General features: G+C 46.0%; 15 protein-coding genes. 3 read left to right on the top strand and 12 right to left on the bottom strand.

Going from position 1 to position 16,259, the window contains the following annotated elements; translation table 11 throughout:
* The first annotated feature begins 107 nt into the window (after positions 1–107).
* Positions 108–1,007 carry a TIGR00730 family Rossman fold protein gene (locus tag VT06_RS09670; protein WP_046554180.1) on the top strand — a complete coding sequence of 300 codons (900 nt, stop codon included), beginning with the start codon at positions 108–110 and terminating at the stop codon, positions 1,005–1,007.
* 30 nt (positions 1,008–1,037) lie between these two features.
* Here VT06_RS09670 and tyrA read toward each other — a convergent pair whose 3' ends face one another.
* From tyrA to ffh, 8 genes are all read right to left on the bottom strand, one after another.
* Entirely contained in the window at positions 1,038–2,174 is a 1,137-nt protein-coding gene (gene tyrA, locus VT06_RS09665; RefSeq protein WP_046554101.1) for a bifunctional chorismate mutase/prephenate dehydrogenase, read from the bottom strand.
* Between the two features lies 1 nt (position 2,175).
* On the bottom strand, positions 2,176–3,237 hold the full coding sequence (locus VT06_RS09660) for a 3-deoxy-7-phosphoheptulonate synthase (RefSeq protein WP_046554100.1): 1,062 nt from the start codon (positions 3,235–3,237) through the stop codon (positions 2,176–2,178).
* A gap of 239 nt (positions 3,238–3,476) precedes the next feature.
* The gene (locus VT06_RS09655) at positions 3,477–4,118 is read right to left on the bottom strand and encodes a DNA-J related domain-containing protein (RefSeq protein WP_082122488.1); all 642 of its coding nucleotides are present in this window, start codon (positions 4,116–4,118) and stop codon (positions 3,477–3,479) included.
* Between the two features lie 38 nt (positions 4,119–4,156).
* Positions 4,157–4,516 carry a 50S ribosomal protein L19 gene (rplS, locus tag VT06_RS09650; RefSeq protein ID WP_046554099.1) on the bottom strand — a complete coding sequence of 120 codons (360 nt, stop codon included), beginning with the start codon at positions 4,514–4,516 and terminating at the stop codon, positions 4,157–4,159.
* 22 nt (positions 4,517–4,538) lie between these two features.
* On the bottom strand, positions 4,539–5,315 hold the full coding sequence (trmD, locus tag VT06_RS09645) for a tRNA (guanosine(37)-N1)-methyltransferase TrmD (RefSeq protein ID WP_046554098.1): 777 nt from the start codon (positions 5,313–5,315) through the stop codon (positions 4,539–4,541).
* A complete protein-coding gene (gene rimM / locus VT06_RS09640; RefSeq protein ID WP_046554097.1) occupies positions 5,315–5,842 on the bottom strand; it encodes a ribosome maturation factor RimM in 528 nt (175 codons plus the stop codon). The genes trmD and rimM overlap by 1 nt, the downstream gene beginning before the upstream one ends.
* A 27-nt stretch (positions 5,843–5,869) precedes the next feature.
* Entirely contained in the window at positions 5,870–6,121 is a 252-nt protein-coding gene (rpsP, locus tag VT06_RS09635; protein ID WP_046554096.1) for a 30S ribosomal protein S16, read from the bottom strand.
* A 137-nt stretch (positions 6,122–6,258) separates the two neighbouring features.
* Positions 6,259–7,626 carry a signal recognition particle protein gene (gene ffh, locus VT06_RS09630; protein WP_046554095.1) on the bottom strand — a complete coding sequence of 456 codons (1,368 nt, stop codon included), beginning with the start codon at positions 7,624–7,626 and terminating at the stop codon, positions 6,259–6,261.
* Positions 7,627–7,783: 157 nt separating this feature from the next.
* Between ffh and VT06_RS09625 the strand changes: the two genes are divergently transcribed.
* Together VT06_RS09625 and VT06_RS09620 are read left to right on the top strand one after the other, a co-directional pair.
* On the top strand, positions 7,784–8,596 hold the full coding sequence (locus VT06_RS09625) for an inner membrane protein YpjD (protein WP_046554094.1): 813 nt from the start codon (positions 7,784–7,786) through the stop codon (positions 8,594–8,596).
* A 76-nt stretch (positions 8,597–8,672) separates the two neighbouring features.
* Positions 8,673–9,947 (top strand): HlyC/CorC family transporter, encoded by a 1,275-nt coding sequence (locus tag VT06_RS09620; RefSeq protein ID WP_046554093.1) that lies wholly within the window; start codon positions 8,673–8,675, stop codon positions 9,945–9,947.
* Between the two features lie 56 nt (positions 9,948–10,003).
* On the opposite strand, the gene VT06_RS09615 is transcribed toward VT06_RS09620, so the two are convergent.
* The 4 genes from VT06_RS09615 to clpB form a co-directional block, all read right to left on the bottom strand.
* On the bottom strand, positions 10,004–10,642 hold the full coding sequence (locus VT06_RS09615) for a lipoprotein (RefSeq protein WP_046554178.1): 639 nt from the start codon (positions 10,640–10,642) through the stop codon (positions 10,004–10,006).
* A gap of 125 nt (positions 10,643–10,767) precedes the next feature.
* Positions 10,768–12,354, bottom strand: a complete 1,587-nt coding sequence (gene gshA, locus VT06_RS09610; RefSeq protein WP_046554092.1) for a glutamate--cysteine ligase — start codon at positions 12,352–12,354, stop codon at positions 10,768–10,770.
* Positions 12,355–12,607: 253 nt separating this feature from the next.
* Positions 12,608–13,435, bottom strand: coding sequence for a CDP-diacylglycerol--serine O-phosphatidyltransferase (pssA, locus tag VT06_RS09605; RefSeq protein ID WP_046554091.1), 828 nt, complete (start codon positions 13,433–13,435; stop codon positions 12,608–12,610).
* 153 nt (positions 13,436–13,588) lie between these two features.
* The gene (gene clpB, locus VT06_RS09600) at positions 13,589–16,162 is read right to left on the bottom strand and encodes an ATP-dependent chaperone ClpB (protein ID WP_046554090.1); all 2,574 of its coding nucleotides are present in this window, start codon (positions 16,160–16,162) and stop codon (positions 13,589–13,591) included.
* Positions 16,163–16,259 lie beyond the last annotated feature (97 nt).

Raw genomic sequence — 16,259 nt, 5'->3', positions numbered from 1 at the left:
TTCCTTCTGCTTTTGATAATTTATATCGCAACTTAAGCTTATTGATATTAGTCTATATCAAACAATCTCTTAGTTTATTCAGCAGCGGCGCGCTGCAAGGGGAATATATGTCAGACGCCCATAGCTTATATAAACGCCATTTCACCTCAGCTGAAGAATCGCAGGCAGCGATTGCCAGACTGCAGGATCACGACTCTTACAAGCTGGCATTTGCCGATAACGATTTTTTAATGCAGGACGACTTACGTCATGTCCGGCTACAACTGGAATACCTGAAACCACAATTAGTATTGGAGCAGCATGGTGTTAAGGCGACCATTGTAGTGTTTGGCAGTGCCCGCTTTCTTGCCCCCGAACAGGCTAAAGCCCGGCTGGAGCAGGCCGAACAAGAGCTCGCCGCGCAACCCGATGATGCCACGTTACAACTGGCGGTTAAGCAAGCCAAACGTAATTTTAAAAATAGTGAGTACTACTTAGCTTCGCAGCATTTTTCGCAGCTGGTTACCGAGCATAGCAATAAACATCAGGACAGCGCCTTAATGATTATCAGTGGCGGCGGGCCTGGCGTTATGGAAGCAGCTAACCGCGGCGCTATGGCAGCAGGTGGTGAGAGTATTGGGCTGAATATAGTGCTACCCAAAGAGCAGCAACCCAACCCTTATATCACCCCGCATTTTTGCTTTCAGTTTCACTACTTTGCGATTCGAAAAATGCATTTTTTACAACGCGCCCGCGCCTTGGTGGCTTTTCCAGGCGGTTTTGGCACCTTAGACGAGTTATTTGAAACCTTAACCCTTATTCAAACTAAAAAAGCCGAGCGGGTCCCGGTGATTTTGTACGATAAAGCGTTTTGGCAGAAACTGATTAACTTTGAGATGCTGGCAGAAGAGGGTTTAATTAGCCCGCAGGATTTAGAGCTAATCCAATTTGCCGACACACCAGAACATGCCTGGCAGCTAATTTACGATTACTACCAACTGAACCAGACACCGCCAACTGCACCATGAGTAGATGCAGGAACAATACATAACGCAAGCTTAACTGCGGCTATCCGCCGCTTTTTGTAACAGTTGCTTACTTTCCTGCAGAAACTGACCGGCGAGCTCACCAAAAAACTGCTGGCCTTTGCCAAACTGCGCCATTAACCCGGTTTTGTCTTGGCTTTTTAGCAACTGCAACAGTTCGCTAAAACGTTGCTGGTAACGCTCTAACAACGCAGCAACGTCAGCCGATGACAACATAATATCGGCATACAACTCAGCATTTTGGGCAAATAAGCGTCCCACCATTGCCAATTCCAGCCGGTAAATGGGTGAGCTTAACTGCAATAATTGGTTTAAATCGGCTTTTTCCTCGGCTAAGTGCGTACCGTACACTAAGGATGAAAAGTGACGCATTGCCTGGATTAATTGCATAGCTTTATCATGTTCGCTGGCAGTTTTCCTTACCAGTTCGGCGCCCCAAACGGTAAGTTGCTGCAATAGCCACTGGCAATGTTCTGCATCACGCCCTTCACACACCACCACCACCTGCTTGACCAAATTGGTAATATCAGGCCCAAACATTGGGTGCAAACCGACTACCGGGCCGGCGTGTTTAGCTAGCATAGCCCCTAACGGCTGCTGCTTAATACTGGTAATATCAGCCAGTATACAATTAGCAGCTAATACTGGCAGCTGATTGATGAGCTGTTCAGTTAAGGTAATGGGTACTGCCAACAGTACCAATGCAGCATTGGCGCATATCGCGACCGCTTGTGGCCAGTCGGCTTGATCTAAAACCACAACGTCATAACCAGAACGTTGAAATAAGCTGACGAAACGCTGGCCCAGTGCACCGGCTCCGCCCACTACTACCACTTTACCGCCACCAGCACGACAACAAACAAAATGATTTTCTTGCGTGGCATAAGATTCGCGCATAATCCGGCGCAGTACATCTTCTACCAAATCAGGTGAAACCTGCTGTGCTAGTGCTTGCTCGCGTCTGGCAGCAAGTAGCACCTGCTCTCGTTCAGGCACATATACCGCAAGCGCAAAATGTTGTTTTACCTTGCCTACCAGCGCCGTCACTTTGGCACGCTCAGCTAATAACTGCACCAGCTGGCTATCGATACTATCAATTTGCTCTCGAAGTGGTGCCAGCTGTTGTTGTGCCTGATGTTGTTTATCCATCTTAAGCTGCCGCCACGACCAGAGTTTGCATTTGTTTGTGTAAGCTGGCTAACAGGTCTGTGGTGGTTTGCCAGTCAATACAGGCATCAGTTACCGAAACACCATAATGCTCTGCTTTACCATTGGTTAAGTTCTGCCGGCCACCAAACAAGTGACTTTCCAACATAATGCCAATAATCGCTTCAGTACCAGCCAGCCGTTGTGACAATACCGCCTGAGCAACTTCTGGCTGGCGATTATGATCTTTATTTGAGTTACCATGGCTGCAATCAACCACAATACCGTGTGGTAATTTTAATTTATTCAGTTGCGCTAATGCGCCGTTAATACTGTCGACGTCATAGTTAGGTTTTACACCGCCACGAAGAATAATATGGCCATCCGGGTTACCGGCAGTTTGCACTAAACTTACTTCACCCCGCTGATTTATTCCAATAAAACTATGGCCACTGGCCGCCGACTGCAAGCCGTTCAGCGCCACATTTAAATTACCGTCGGTACCATTCTTAAAACCAACTGGCATTGATAAGCCACTGGCCATTTCACGGTGCGTTTGCGACTCCACTGTACGGGCGCCAATGGCCGCCCAGCTGATCAGATCCGATAAATATTGTGGGCTGATCGGATCCAGTGCTTCAGTGGCAGTAGGCAGTTTCATTTCAACCATTTTTAACAATAGCTGACGGCCCCAGGTTAGACCGGTTTCCAAGTCGAAGGAGTCATCTAGATGCGGATCGTTAATAAAACCTTTCCAGCCTACCGTAGTACGTGGCTTTTCGAAATATACCCGCATCACAATATATAAACTGTCAATGTATTGCTGCTGCAACGCTTTAAGCTTAGTAGCATATTCGATTGCCGCAAGCGGGTCATGGATAGAACAAGGACCGGTGACCACTAACAGGCGCTTATCGCGGCCATGCACAATATTGGCTATATCGGTTCGCGCCTGCGCAACAAAGTCAGCGCCTTGTTCCGATATTGGCAAGGCTTTTTTCATTACTGCAGGTGGGCTTAGTGGCTTAGTGGCCACTATTCTTAAATCATCAACAATCTGGCTCATGCTAACTCCATAGGTAGGACACGGTGCTGATGATTAAGCATAGATAAAAACGACGAAATAACTGGTCTGACGCCTCTATGTAAACTAAATTGTACAGCACGTAAGTAATTAAATACGATTTAGGCATACTAAAGATCTTGAACGGCAGCGTCAACCCGCTACAAGCCAATAAATTCATGAAATATCGGATTTTCTGACAGAAAAATAAACGTAAACTTTTTTATACAAGCAGCGTGTGGTTATCGGCACGCCTTTAATAACTGCTGATAAGCCTGCTGGATTTGCCTGAACTTTTTAGCATCGCCACTAGCCCGATCCGGGTGTAGCAGCAAAGCCTGGCGACGATAAGCCTTTTTCAACTCTGTCAGGGTAAAGCAGGGATTGAGTTGTAGGCATTGTTGCGCTTGCTCAGCAGATAGCAGCGCGGTATTCACTTCACCTTTGCTGTAACGCTGCCAGAACTGCTGCAGGTAATCATCTAGCAGCTGTTCGCTCATTGCATAAAAGTTTTGCCAGTTAGTATAGTATTCACGCCGACTACTATTGTCATTTTGCTCTGCTAGCTCGTGAGAAGCAGGAGAATCTGTTGTCAGCAATGTTACCTTAGCCAGACCAATACTCAGAAAACCTTCGCCTGTAATAAGCCATTCTGTTTGCAGCCTATACAATAAATGGTATAGCACGAAATGTTGCTGATAGCGTTGTAAGTCTGGATTAAGCTCGGTATCCATCGTCAGCTTCAGCCCTAAGCGGGACAGTAAATACTGCTCAGTCAGGCTTTGATCTGTAGCAACAGGTATTGCAGAGAGGATCAAGCTGCTTAGCTGGTTTTGTAACAGCTGTAATACTGGCTTGGTAAGTGGCGGTTGGCTTAGCGTCATAAGAAAAAGGCCGGCAAATGCCGGCCTTTTTGGTTTGCTTAGTTAAGCTTTTCGCGGATACGCGCTGATTTACCTGAACGATCGCGTAAGTAGTAAAGCTTAGCACGGCGAACCGCACCACGACGTTTAACGGTGATGCTGTCTACCAGCGGGCTGTGCGTCTGGAATACACGCTCAACACCTTCGCCATTAGAGATTTTACGGACGGTGAAGGCTGAATGCAGACCACGGTTACGCTTGGCGATAACTACGCCTTCAAACGCCTGCAGACGGCTTTTGTCGCCTTCTGTTACTTTTACCTGAACGACAACAGTGTCACCCGGCGCGAACGCGGGAATGTCTTGCTTTAACTGTTCATCTTCAAGTTGTTTGATGATGTTTTGGCTAACTTTGCTCATTACAATCTCACTTTACCTGGAATTAACTATCTTGCTGCTGCAACGCCTGGTGTTCCTGTTGAAACTCTGCCAGTAATGTGCGTTGCTCCTTAGTCAGAGCCAGGAGTTTTAATATATCTGGCCGTCTTAACCAGGTTCTAGCTAGAGCCTGCTTTAAACGCCAGCGTCTGATTTCTTCATGGTTACCGCTCAGTAATACTGACGGCACCTGTTTATTGGCTAACACCTCAGGCCGGGTATAATGCGGACAATCCAGCAAGCCTGCAGAAAATGAATCCTGCGCTGCGGATAAGTCGTGCCCAAGTACACCAGGTACTAAGCGAGAAACTGCATCAATCAGTGTCATCGCGGGCAACTCGCCACCACTTAACACGTAATCACCCACTGACCATTCTTCGTCAATTTCGCTTTCTATTACGCGCTCATCTATGCCTTCGTAACGGCCAGCTACCAATAGTAGCTTGTCGTGCGCGGCAAGCTCGGCCACACCTTGTTGATCTAACTTACGGCCTTGCGGCGATAAGTAAATGGTGTGAACCTTACCTCCAGCGGCGTGTTTCGCCGCCCGAATTGCTTCGGTCAGAGGCTGAACCATCATTAACATGCCAGGACCACCGCCGTAAGGCCGGTCATCAACAGTTCGATGCTTGTCCGAGGTAAAATCCCGCGGGTTCCAGCACTGTAACTGCATAATGCCCTGCTTTACTGCCCTGCCGGTAACCCCATATTGCGTTATTGCATTAAACATCTCTGGAAATAACGTTACTACGCCAAGCCAGAGTTTAGTGTTTTCCTGCATTAAAACGCTGGGTCCCAGTCAACAATAATTTGCTTTTCAGCCAAGTTAACGCTTTTAACCACTGTCTCGGTTAAAAATGGCAACAAACGCTCTTTTTTACCAAATGCATCTGTCCGGTTGGCTTTTACCACGATCACGTCGTTTGAGCCCGTTTCCATCATGTCCGATACTTCACCTAAGTGATAACCCGTTTGGTTAATTACCGCTAAACCCATCAGGTCTTTCCAGTAATAATCGCCCTCTTCTAACGAAGGTAGCGCCTGCGGAGTTACCGCTATTTCAGCATTAACATAACGCTGGGCTAAGTCACGGTCATTAACGCCGTCCAGTTTCGCTATCAGGCCATTACTATGGCGCTTCCAGCTTGCAACCTGCAATGGTAGCCAGTTACCCTGCAGTTTAATTTGCCAGGGTGTGTAGTCAAAAATCCCTTCCGGGATATCGGTATAAGCAACGACCTTAAGCCAACCGTTGATACCGTAAACGGCACCAAACTTACCAAGGACAACTAAGTCTTTGTCACTCAAGGTTACTACTCCACACCAAATTGCTAATTAAGCAGTTGCTTTTTTAGCGGTTTTTACCAAGTTTGCAACGCGGTCACTTAATGCAGCACCTTGTGCTACCCAGTGATCAACACGCTCCAGGTCCAGACGCAGTTTCTCTTCAGTACCGCCAGCGATTGGGTTAAAGAAACCCACGCGCTCAATAAAGCGGCCGTCACGAGCAAAACGGCTGTCCGCTACCACAACTTGGTAAAATGGACGCTTTTTCGCGCCACCACGTTGTAAACGAATAGTTACCATACCGTCCTCTAATATATAATCGTTCAGGTTTTAAAAAATAATAAAGCCCCCAGTCAGACTGAAGGGCTGCCGCATTGTACGGATTACTGCTGCAAATGCAAGGCATTTCAGGCTGTACAGCAGGTCCGTTATTAGATTCAGCGCGGCGGCAACATACCCGGCGGCAGTTTGCCGCCCATACCGCGCATCATTTTCATTAAGCCGCCTTTACCCGACATCTGCTTCATCATTTTTTGCATTTGCATAAATTGTTTTAGCAGTTTATTGATGTCCTGCACCTGGCTACCTGAGCCAGCGGCAATCCGTTTTTTGCGCGAACCTTTAATCAGATCAGGAAAGTTACGTTCTTTCGGGGTCATCGAGTTAATAATAGCTTCCATTCGCACAAACTGCTTGTCATCCAATTGATTGGCTGCACCAGCGGGCATGTTTTTCATACCTGGCAGTTTATCCATTAACGACATCATGCCGCCCATGCCGCGCATTTGTACTAACTGGTCGCGAAAGTCTTCCAACGAAAAGCCTTTGCCTTTCATCATCTTCTGAGCCATTTTGGCGGCTTTGTCTTTATCGACTTTCTGTTCCAGATCCTCAATTAAACTCAGCACATCGCCCATACCGAGAATGCGCGATGCAACTCGATCAGGGTGAAAGGGCTCTAAAGCATCGGTTTTTTCACCGGTACCCATAAATTTAATTGGTTTGCCGGTAATATGTCGGATAGACAATGCTGCACCGCCACGGGCATCACCGTCAGTTTTGGTTAAGATAACCCCGGTTAATGGTAGCGCTTCGTTAAACGCTTTAGCAGTATTAGCGGCATCCTGCCCGGTCATTGCGTCAACCACGAACAACGTCTCTATCGGTTTAACTGCAGCATGAAGCGCTTTAATTTCATCCATCATGTTGCTGTCAATATGCAAACGGCCGGCCGTATCGACCAGCAGCACATCGAACATTCTGGTGCGGGCATGCGCGATAGCCGCATTAACGATATCGACTGGCCGTTGGCTTAAGTCGCTGGGGAAAAAGTCGACGCCTACATCGGCTGCCAGGGTTTCTAACTGCTTAATTGCCGCAGGCCGATAGATATCAGCCGACACCACCAACACTTTTTTCTTCTTACGTTCTTTTAAAAACTTTGCCAGTTTGGCCACAGAGGTGGTTTTACCCGCGCCCTGTAAACCGGCCATTAATACCACTGCAGGTGGCTGAGTATTTAATGCCAGCTCTTCATTTGCCTCGCCCATTGCTTCTTCTAAAGCTTTACGGACAATTTTCAGAAATTCCTGGCCTGGTGTCAGGCTTTTGCTTACCTCCAGGCCAACTGAACGCTCTTTTACGTTGGCAACAAAATCGCGCACAACCGGCAACGCTACGTCGGCCTCTAACAACGCCATTCGCACTTCACGCAAGGTTTCTTTAATATTATCTTCAGTCAGCCGTCCACGGCCGCTTATATTCTTTAAGGTTTTACTTAACCTATCGGACAGGTTCTCAAACATGTTTTTTACCCGAATTACACTAATTCATCGATTATAACGCAGCCAGACGGTTACGTCAGCCGCTTATCACGTGCTAAAGTTGCAACAGGTAACTACTGGGCATACTTAAGCAGTTACCATACAATAACCTGACAGCTAATTTACAGGATAGTTAACAATGAGCGGACTGCTTCCATATTTTGCATTAGTGGCGTATTTGCTGGCCACAGGCTCGGTCTTGGTTCGGTTATTTCACCCAAAAGGCCCACATTTCAAATTTATGTTCAGTGCCGGCATTATTGGCCTGGTATTACACATGCTGGCTCTTACGCAATCACTGTTTACCGTTGCCGGTCAAAACTTTAGTTTAATTAATGTCAGCTCATTAGTCTGTTGGCTCGTGACGGTTGCAGTAACCCTAACCGCACTGCGTACGCCAACCATTTTATTACTACCTGTGGTATATGGCTTTGCAGCCTTAATGCAAATTGCTACGTTGTTAGCGCCGCAGGATATGCAACTGCAACATGTTGAACAAAATCTTAGTTTGCTGGTGCATATTACGCTGGCATTCCTGGCTTATGTATTACTCACCATGGCAACGCTGTACTCGTTTCAGGTAAGCTATATTAGCGCTAAACTAAAACAAAAAGACTTCACCCCGGTTACTCAGCACCTGCCTCCCTTAATGCAAGCAGAAGCTATTCAATTCAGATTATTAATGGCGGGCACTTTACTGCTAGGGCTTGCGTTGCTAATAGGGGTGCTCTTTATTGATAACTGGCTTGGCAAAGCCAATTTACATAAAACCATATTAAGTGCTATCGCATTTCTGGTTTTTCTAAGCCTATGCTGGGGTCATGCCCGTAAAGGCTGGCGTGGGCGCACTGCAATTACCTTAACCGTTATTGGCACTGCCTTGCTAACCCTGGCCTATTTTGGCAGTCGTTTTGTTAAAGAAGTTATTATCGACGGCCCTTGGTTTAATTAAACTGTTTTTAATAGCGTCTGGCGCTACTCTGCTGTTAAGATGCAAAGCGATGTTTAGCAATAAAGGTATTTAGCTCTTGAACGACATATCGACTAGTACGCTGTTTATAATCTTAGGCGTACTACTGTTTATATCGGCCTATTTTTCTGGCTCTGAGACAGGCATGATGTCTGTTAACCCCTACCGTTTAAAGCACCTTACCAACCAAAAAAACAAGGGCGCCATTCGGGTTAGCCGCTTATTAAAACGGCCAGACCGCTTAATAGGTTTAATCCTGATAGGTAACAACCTGGTTAATATTGCCGCCTCCGCTATTGCCACCATTATCGGTATGCGGCTGTATGGCGATTTAGGTATCGCTATCGCCACTGTCATTCTTACTCTGGTGGTCTTGATATTTGCTGAAGTTACCCCGAAAACTCTTGCAGCGCTGCATCCGGAACGAATTGCCTTTCCCAGCTCCGCTCTATTGTCTCCGTTACTTAAAATATTTTACCCGCTGGTCTGGTTAATTAACGGGATTACAAATGGCCTGCTTAATTTAATGGGGGTCAGCCCTGAGAAGCATCAGGGTAATAGCTTAAGCGCGGAAGAGCTGCGCACCGTTGTGCATGAAGCTGGCGCCCTTATTCCTGAACAACACCAGAGTATGCTGGTGGGCGTATTGGATCTGGAAAACGCGACTGTTGAAGATATTATGATCCCGCGTAATGAAATTGTCGGTATTGATATCAATGACGAGTGGAAAGACATTGAACGGCAACTGGCTAACTTTCAATACAGTCGGATCTTACTCTATCGGGATAATATTGATGACGCTATTGGCTTTGCTCATCCGCGGGAACTGATGCGCTTACTGTTGAAAGAGCAGCTCACCAAAGCATCGCTACTGCGGGCTACAAACGAAATTTACTTTATTCCTGAGGGCACACCTTTGAATGTGCAACTGTTGAAATTTCAGCATGCCAAGGACCGTAGTGGTCTGGTAGTCGATGAATATGGCGACATTCAGGGGCTGGTAACGCTGGCAGATATTTTAGAAGAAGTGGTCGGCGAGTTTACCACTGACATCGCTGAAGATAGCAACGACGACATTATTGTACAACCCGATGGCAGCTTTTTAATTGATGGCAGTATTAATTTACGCGATTTAAATCGCGAAATGAAAATGGCCCTGCCAACCGATGGCCCAAAAACATTAAACGGATTAATTCTGGAATATCTGGAAGAAATACCACAAGGCCGGTTAAGCGTTAAACTAGCAGGTTACCCATTAGAAATTGTCGATGTACAAGACAATATGATCAAAACTGTCAGGCTGTTAACCAACGCCAAAAACACGTTTAAATAATAGCCAGATAATACTATCTGGCTAGGGCACGTTGACGTTAGCTGGTTAGATTTTGTTTAACTGAATAATAATCGCCATAACCAGCCGCGTTGCAGTTCTTTCTCACATTTTTTTAGCTGGCTACTGTAAATTTTTGCCCGGTCATCCACCCGCCGCGCTATAGTTTGCAACCAGGCTTTATTCTTATAACTGCCACGCCGGTAACCGCCCCAACCTTCATGGTAATTAAGATATTGTTTATAGCCGTCCCACTTCGATACGTTGTTTAAGCGTTGTGTTTTGTCGATATACCATCCGATAAAATCGATAGCATCAGCAAAATCGTCCCGACTGGCCCAGAAGCGATCAGCTTCTTTAACATATTCATCCCAGGTTACGGTCTTTGCTTGTGAATAACCGTAAGCCGAGCTGCCTCTGCCATAAGGAATAAAACCAATGAACCAACGCATTGGTGGTCTGGCGTTATGCTTAAAACTGCTTTCCTGATACATAATACTCATTGGCAAAGCGATTGGCATACCCCATTTTTCACTGGCAGCAGCAGCATCTTTGTACCAAGAGCGGTTCTCACGGAAAATTTCGCATAGATCTGAGGTGTTCTGCGGCGGAGCGGAACTACACGCCGTTAATGTCGCTACTAACAACAGAGCAATAAAAGATTTTAGATTTTTTTTGTCAAAGTGAACTTTATTCATCATCATGATTCTAACAGCATGCAAGGATGCAAACCAAGTTTTTGTTTTTCTCCTGGATTCTCTTTTTAACGGCTACCCAATGGTAGCCGTTTTTTTTATCTATCAACTGTCAACGCTGGCTGCAGCTAACTGCACTCAGGCACCTCGGCAAAGTACTCTTTAATATAATGGTCAAAACTAACGGTATCTTCAGCTTCAATTTGCTGTTGTTTAACTAGTGAAGCCGCTGCTGCTTTAGCAAAAGAGTCTTCTGAATACACCTGATAGTTCTCACTAACCAATTGTGCCCGGTATTGTTCAGCTTTTTCCAACATAAAGTGGCCATTGTCTTGCTGCTTTGCCAACAACTGATTTAGTAACTGACCTGACAAAGTTTGGGCCGGATCAAGCAAACACAAGTAATGCTGTTTTAGCGCCGCCTGATAAGCAGTGCCTTGATAAGCCGCATCCAGCCAGTTTGCAATGGGCATCATTTCGGCAAAAATTTGCTCAGCCCAGTCCAGCATTAGCCTGCCATGACCGTCTTGTAATAATTCCAGATTAAGACGCCGGCCGTCGGTGACGACTTTGCGCAAATTTTGCTCGGTGATAGTTTGCTGCTCATCTGACAAAGTAGGGCTGTCTTGCAACAGACAATATAATAAAAATATATCCAATAAACGGGTTTGCTCTACGGTAATACCAATACTGCTGAAGGGGTTAACGTCTAATGCCCGCACTTCAATATACTCTACTCCACGTTTAGCTAAAGCACACGTTGGGCGCTCGCCCGACTCAGTAGTGCGCTTCGGTCGAATAGTAGAGTAAAATTCATTTTCTATTTGCAGCACATTGCCATTCAGCTGCTGATATTCGCCATTAACTTTAATACCAATATTCTGATACTCAGCTGACGGTTGGCTAACCGCACCGTGCAAGCCAGCTATATATTCTGGCAAGCTGTTGTAGGTAATACTTAAGCTTGATTGCGCACTATTGGTATAGCCCAAATCACTCATTCGCAAGGACGTGGCGTAAGGTAAATATAACGAACCTTTGCCAAGTTGCTGAAACGGATAACGTGAACTGCGACCGCCCAAAAATGATTTACACATGGCTGGCGAAGCACCAAATAAATACACAATTAACCAGGCATAACGTTTGTAATTGCGAATTAGCGCCAGATACTGCTCGGAGATAAAATCTTGCAGCAGATTCTGATCATTCAGTTGCTGCTGATAAAGCTGCCAAAACCGTTCTGGTAATGAAAAATTATAATGCACCCCACTTATTGCCTGCATCATGCTGCCATAACGATTATGCAGCCCTTGCCGATACAATGTTTTCATCCGGCCGACGTTAGAACGACCATAATCAGCCAGCGGTATCGTGGTATCTTGATCGATAAAGCACGGCATGCTGGCTGGCCATAACCACTGGGCATCAAGCTGCTTAGCGGTATAACGATGAATATCAGCTAACTGCGCCAGAGTGGTATCAACGCTATCGGTTGCCGGGGTAATAAATTCCAGCAGCGACTCTGAAAAATCGGTGGTAATTAACGGATGTGTTAACGCAGAACCTAGTGTTATAGGATGAGGCGTCATTGCTAAAGTGCCATCGTTGTTAATGCGCAGCGTTTCACGTTCAATACCACGCTTTATGCCAACTATTACATCTTTATTTTCATTACTCGCCAGCGCTTGCAGACGTTGTTGCAGGATATCAGCCAAGTGGGATCCTTAGTATTACATTGTGCCATTCAACATGGGGTGGCATGCACGAAATCTCAAGCATAGTAACTAATTTACCGCGCAGAAGGGAAATCAACAATCTCTTTCCATCCACTTCAGCAGCAATCGGCTGAACGGTCGGGTTAATAAGATGAAATAAGCGATTTGACTAACTAACGTTGACTTGGCCGGCACTGCAAATAAAGTACCGGCACAATGGATGATGATAGCGAGAACAGGTTAACTATGCAGTTTATTCAGTATCAGGGTGCTTAACCTTAGTTGTATCAGTTTTCGCAGGTGCCTCATCAGTAAAATCTGCGTCACTGGTGTCGCCAACTACGTGTTCAAGCTTTAATTTACGAACACTGCGAATGGTGGTTACCGGTCCTGAAAAAGCATAAATAAAGAAGATGCCAAACAGCATTTCTGCCGGGCGGGCGGCAATAACCACAAATACCATTACCACACAGAGTATCGCCAAAAACGACACCCTATCACGCCAATTAACGTCTTTAAAAGAATGATAACGAAAATTACTAACCATCAATAAGCCGGTAATAATAGTCAATAAACCAACCAAATAACCAATATTATCGCCATTAATCTCATAGATTGAGCCGGTCCATACCATACCGGCAATAATTGCCGCAGCAGCCGGACTCGCTAACCCTTGAAAAAATCGGCCATCAGTGACACTCAAGTTAGCATTAAAGCGGGCAAGTCGCAGTGCAGCGCAAGCGACATAAATGAAAGCCGCTAACCAGCCGAATTTACCTAGATCAGCCAAACCCCAATTATAAGCCACTAGCGCTGGAGCCACGCCAAAAGACAACATGTCTGACATACTGTCGTACTGCGCACCAAACTCACTTTGCGTGTTGGTTAATCTGGCAACGCGGCCATCTAAACCATCAAAAATCATCGCGACAAAGATGGCAACAGCGGCGGCTTCAAACCGGCCATTCATTGACGAGACGATAGCAAAAAAACCTGCGAATAAACCACCGGTAGTAAGTAGATTAGGTAGCAAGTATATGCCTTTACGCGGGCTGGCGTCGGAACTATTTGACTCGTTCATAAGCAACTTTTCTGATTGAAACTTAACTGATTATAAGGGACTTACCTTAACATGGATAGGACCAGAGAAAAAGTTATGGCTGGCTGTCGTACCCAAACCATATTAGTGCAGCCTCTGCTGCACTAATATGGATGAAAACGTGTTATTGCTCAGTCAACTGGTAATAATAAACTGCTCGCCATCATGGTCTACCCGGATAGTCGAACCCGGCACTATACTGCCTTGCAATAACGCTTGCGCCAGCGGATTTTCAAGATGCTGCTGAATAGCACGTTTTAAAGGCCTGGCGCCAAATAGCGGGTCAAACCCAACCGCCGCCAGTTTCTCTAGTGCCGCATCGCTAACGTTCAACTCAAACTGACGCTCCTGCAGTCTTTTTTCCAGCCGCGCAAGTTGAATACGGGCAATTTGCTTAATTTGTACGGTATCAAGCGGATGAAACACTACCGCTTCATCCAGCCGGTTTAAAAACTCTGGCCTGAATTGTTTGCTAAGCACCCCCATTAGCATATCTTTCATTTGCTGGTAGCTATGCTCCTGATAGTGTTCCTGAATTAAGTCCGACCCTAAATTAGACGTCATAATGATCACGGTATTTTTAAAGTCGACAGTCCGGCCATGCCCATCGGTTAAACGGCCGTCATCCAGCACTTGCAGCAAAATGTTAAACACATCGGGATGTGCTTTTTCTACTTCGTCCAACAACACCACTGAATAAGGCTTACGCCGCACAGCTTCAGTTAAATAGCCGCCTTCTTCGTACCCAACATAGCCGGGCGGAGCACCTACTAAGCGGGATACCGCATGTTTTTCCATAAACTCCGACATATCAATCCGAATCATCGAATCAGGGCTGTCAAATAAGAATTTCGCTAGTGACTTGGTTAACTCGGTTTTACCCACACCCGTTGGCCCTAAAAATAGAAAGGAGCCAATGGGTTTATTCGGGTCGGCTAAACCGGCACGCGAACGACGTATCGCATTAGAAACTGCCGTTACCGCTTCATGCTGGCCTACTACGCTATTGTGCAGGGCATCTTCCATTTTCAACAGCTTGTCGCGTTCACCTTCGAGCATTTTACTCACCGGAATACCGGTAGCTTTCGACAACACGTCGGCAATTTCATGCTCAGTAACTTTATGACGCAGTAAGGTCATTTCCTGCATTTCAGCCTGGCTGGCTAAGTCGAGGCGTTTTTCCAGTGCCGGAATTCGGCCATATTGCAGCTCCGACATCCGCTGTAAATCACTTACCCGGCGGGCGACTTCTAAGTCTAACCTTGCCTGTTCAAGCTCAGTTTTAATATTCTGAGTACCTTGCAGCGCCGCCTTTTCTGACTCCCACACTTCATCTAACTCGTTGTAATTAATCTCTAGCTCTTGAATTTGTTCTTGAATAATATCCCGGCGTTTTTTACTACCGTCATCCGACTCTTTCGCCAGTGCGTTATCTTCCAATTTTAACTGAATAATCCGCCGCTCCAGTCTATCCAGCTCTTCTGGTTTAGAGTCCATTTGCATCCGGATACTGGACGCGGCTTCGTCAATTAAATCGATGGCTTTATCGGGGAGTTGTCGGTCACTGACATAACGATGTGACAGGGTTGCTGCCGCCACGATTGCCGGATCGGTAATTTCAACCGCGTGATGTAGCTCATAGCGCTCTTTTAAACCACGCAAAATAGCAATAGTGTCTTCCACACTCGGCTCTTCAACTAATACCTTTTGAAAACGTCGTTCCAGCGCAGCATCCTTTTCAATATATTTTCGGTATTCGTCTAACGTGGTTGCGCCCAGACAATGCAATTCGCCACGAGCCAGCGCAGGCTTTAACATATTGCCCGCATCCATTGCGCCTTCAGCTTTACCGGCACCAACCATAGTATGAATTTCATCAATAAACAGAATAACCTGGCCTTCTTCTTTTGCCAGTTCATTTAATACCGCTTTGAGCCGCTCTTCAAATTCGCCACGGTATTTTGCTCCGGCTAGCAACGACCCCATATCCAGCGACAGCACCCGTTTATTTTTTAATCCTTCCGGCACTTCTTTATTAATAATCCGCAGTGCAAGTCCTTCAACAATTGCTGTTTTACCAACACCAGGCTCACCGATCAATACCGGGTTGTTTTTCGTTCTACGCTGTAACACCTGAATACAACGGCGTATTTCTTCGTCGCGGCCAATTACCGGATCAAGCTTACCGGCTTCGGCGCGGGCCGTTAAATCGATAGTGTATTTTGTTAAGGCTTGCCGGCTGTCTTCTGCATTTGGATCATCTACCTTTTGCCCGCCACGAATATCGTCTATTGCAACATTTATTTTATCTTTACTGACCCCGAGTAACCGCAAGATATTACCCAATTCGGTTTTATCCTCGGTAGCGGCCAATACAAACAACTCACTGGAAATAAATTGATCTTTACGCTTTTGGGCAAACTTGTCGCATTGTTGCAGCAACTGGGCAGTAGCCGTTGATAGTTGCAGATTGGTACCCTCGCCTTCTACCCGCGGTAGCTGTTCAATCGCTTTGCTAATTTTAGAGCGCAACTCGTTAAAATTAATAGCAATTTTGTTCAGTAACTCACGGACGGTGCCGCCTTCCTGATTTAGCAAAGCAAACATAAGGTGAACCGGCTCAATATATTGCTGATCACGGCCCAAAGCTAATGATTGCGCATCAGCGATAGCTTCCTGAAATTTACTGGTAAATTTTTCTAAACGCATGGGTAACTCCACATCATGTAACCTAGATGTGTAATAAGATTGGGTGACTCTGGTGAAATATCAAGCAACAAACGTCAAAAAATTGACTTAGATCAGC

The organism is Arsukibacterium sp. MJ3 (assembly GCF_000987765.1).
In the GTDB taxonomy this organism is placed as follows: Bacteria; Pseudomonadota; Gammaproteobacteria; order Enterobacterales; family Alteromonadaceae; genus Alishewanella.
Note: the sequence above shows the minus strand (reverse complement) of the source record. Positions and strands in the feature narration are given on the sequence as shown.

What these genes read in the sequence shown, in the direction of transcription:
- VT06_RS09670 (WP_046554180.1), top strand. Translation starts at nt 108, where the DNA reads ATGTCAGACGCCCATAGCTTATATAAACGCCATTTCACCTCAGCTGAA.
- tyrA (WP_046554101.1), bottom strand. Translation starts at nt 2,174, where the DNA reads ATGGATAAACAACATCAGGCACAACAACAGCTGGCACCACTTCGAGAG.
- VT06_RS09660 (WP_046554100.1), bottom strand. Translation starts at nt 3,237, where the DNA reads ATGAGCCAGATTGTTGATGATTTAAGAATAGTGGCCACTAAGCCACTA.
- VT06_RS09655 (WP_082122488.1), bottom strand. Translation starts at nt 4,118, where the DNA reads ATGACGCTAAGCCAACCGCCACTTACCAAGCCAGTATTACAGCTGTTA.
- rplS (WP_046554099.1), bottom strand. Translation starts at nt 4,516, where the DNA reads ATGAGCAAAGTTAGCCAAAACATCATCAAACAACTTGAAGATGAACAG.
- trmD (WP_046554098.1), bottom strand. Translation starts at nt 5,315, where the DNA reads ATGCAGGAAAACACTAAACTCTGGCTTGGCGTAGTAACGTTATTTCCA.
- rpsP (WP_046554096.1), bottom strand. Translation starts at nt 6,121, where the DNA reads ATGGTAACTATTCGTTTACAACGTGGTGGCGCGAAAAAGCGTCCATTT.
- ffh (WP_046554095.1), bottom strand. Translation starts at nt 7,626, where the DNA reads ATGTTTGAGAACCTGTCCGATAGGTTAAGTAAAACCTTAAAGAATATA.
- VT06_RS09625 (WP_046554094.1), top strand. Translation starts at nt 7,784, where the DNA reads ATGAGCGGACTGCTTCCATATTTTGCATTAGTGGCGTATTTGCTGGCC.
- VT06_RS09615 (WP_046554178.1), bottom strand. Translation starts at nt 10,642, where the DNA reads ATGAATAAAGTTCACTTTGACAAAAAAAATCTAAAATCTTTTATTGCT.
- pssA (WP_046554091.1), bottom strand. Translation starts at nt 13,435, where the DNA reads ATGAACGAGTCAAATAGTTCCGACGCCAGCCCGCGTAAAGGCATATAC.
- clpB (WP_046554090.1), bottom strand. Translation starts at nt 16,162, where the DNA reads ATGCGTTTAGAAAAATTTACCAGTAAATTTCAGGAAGCTATCGCTGAT.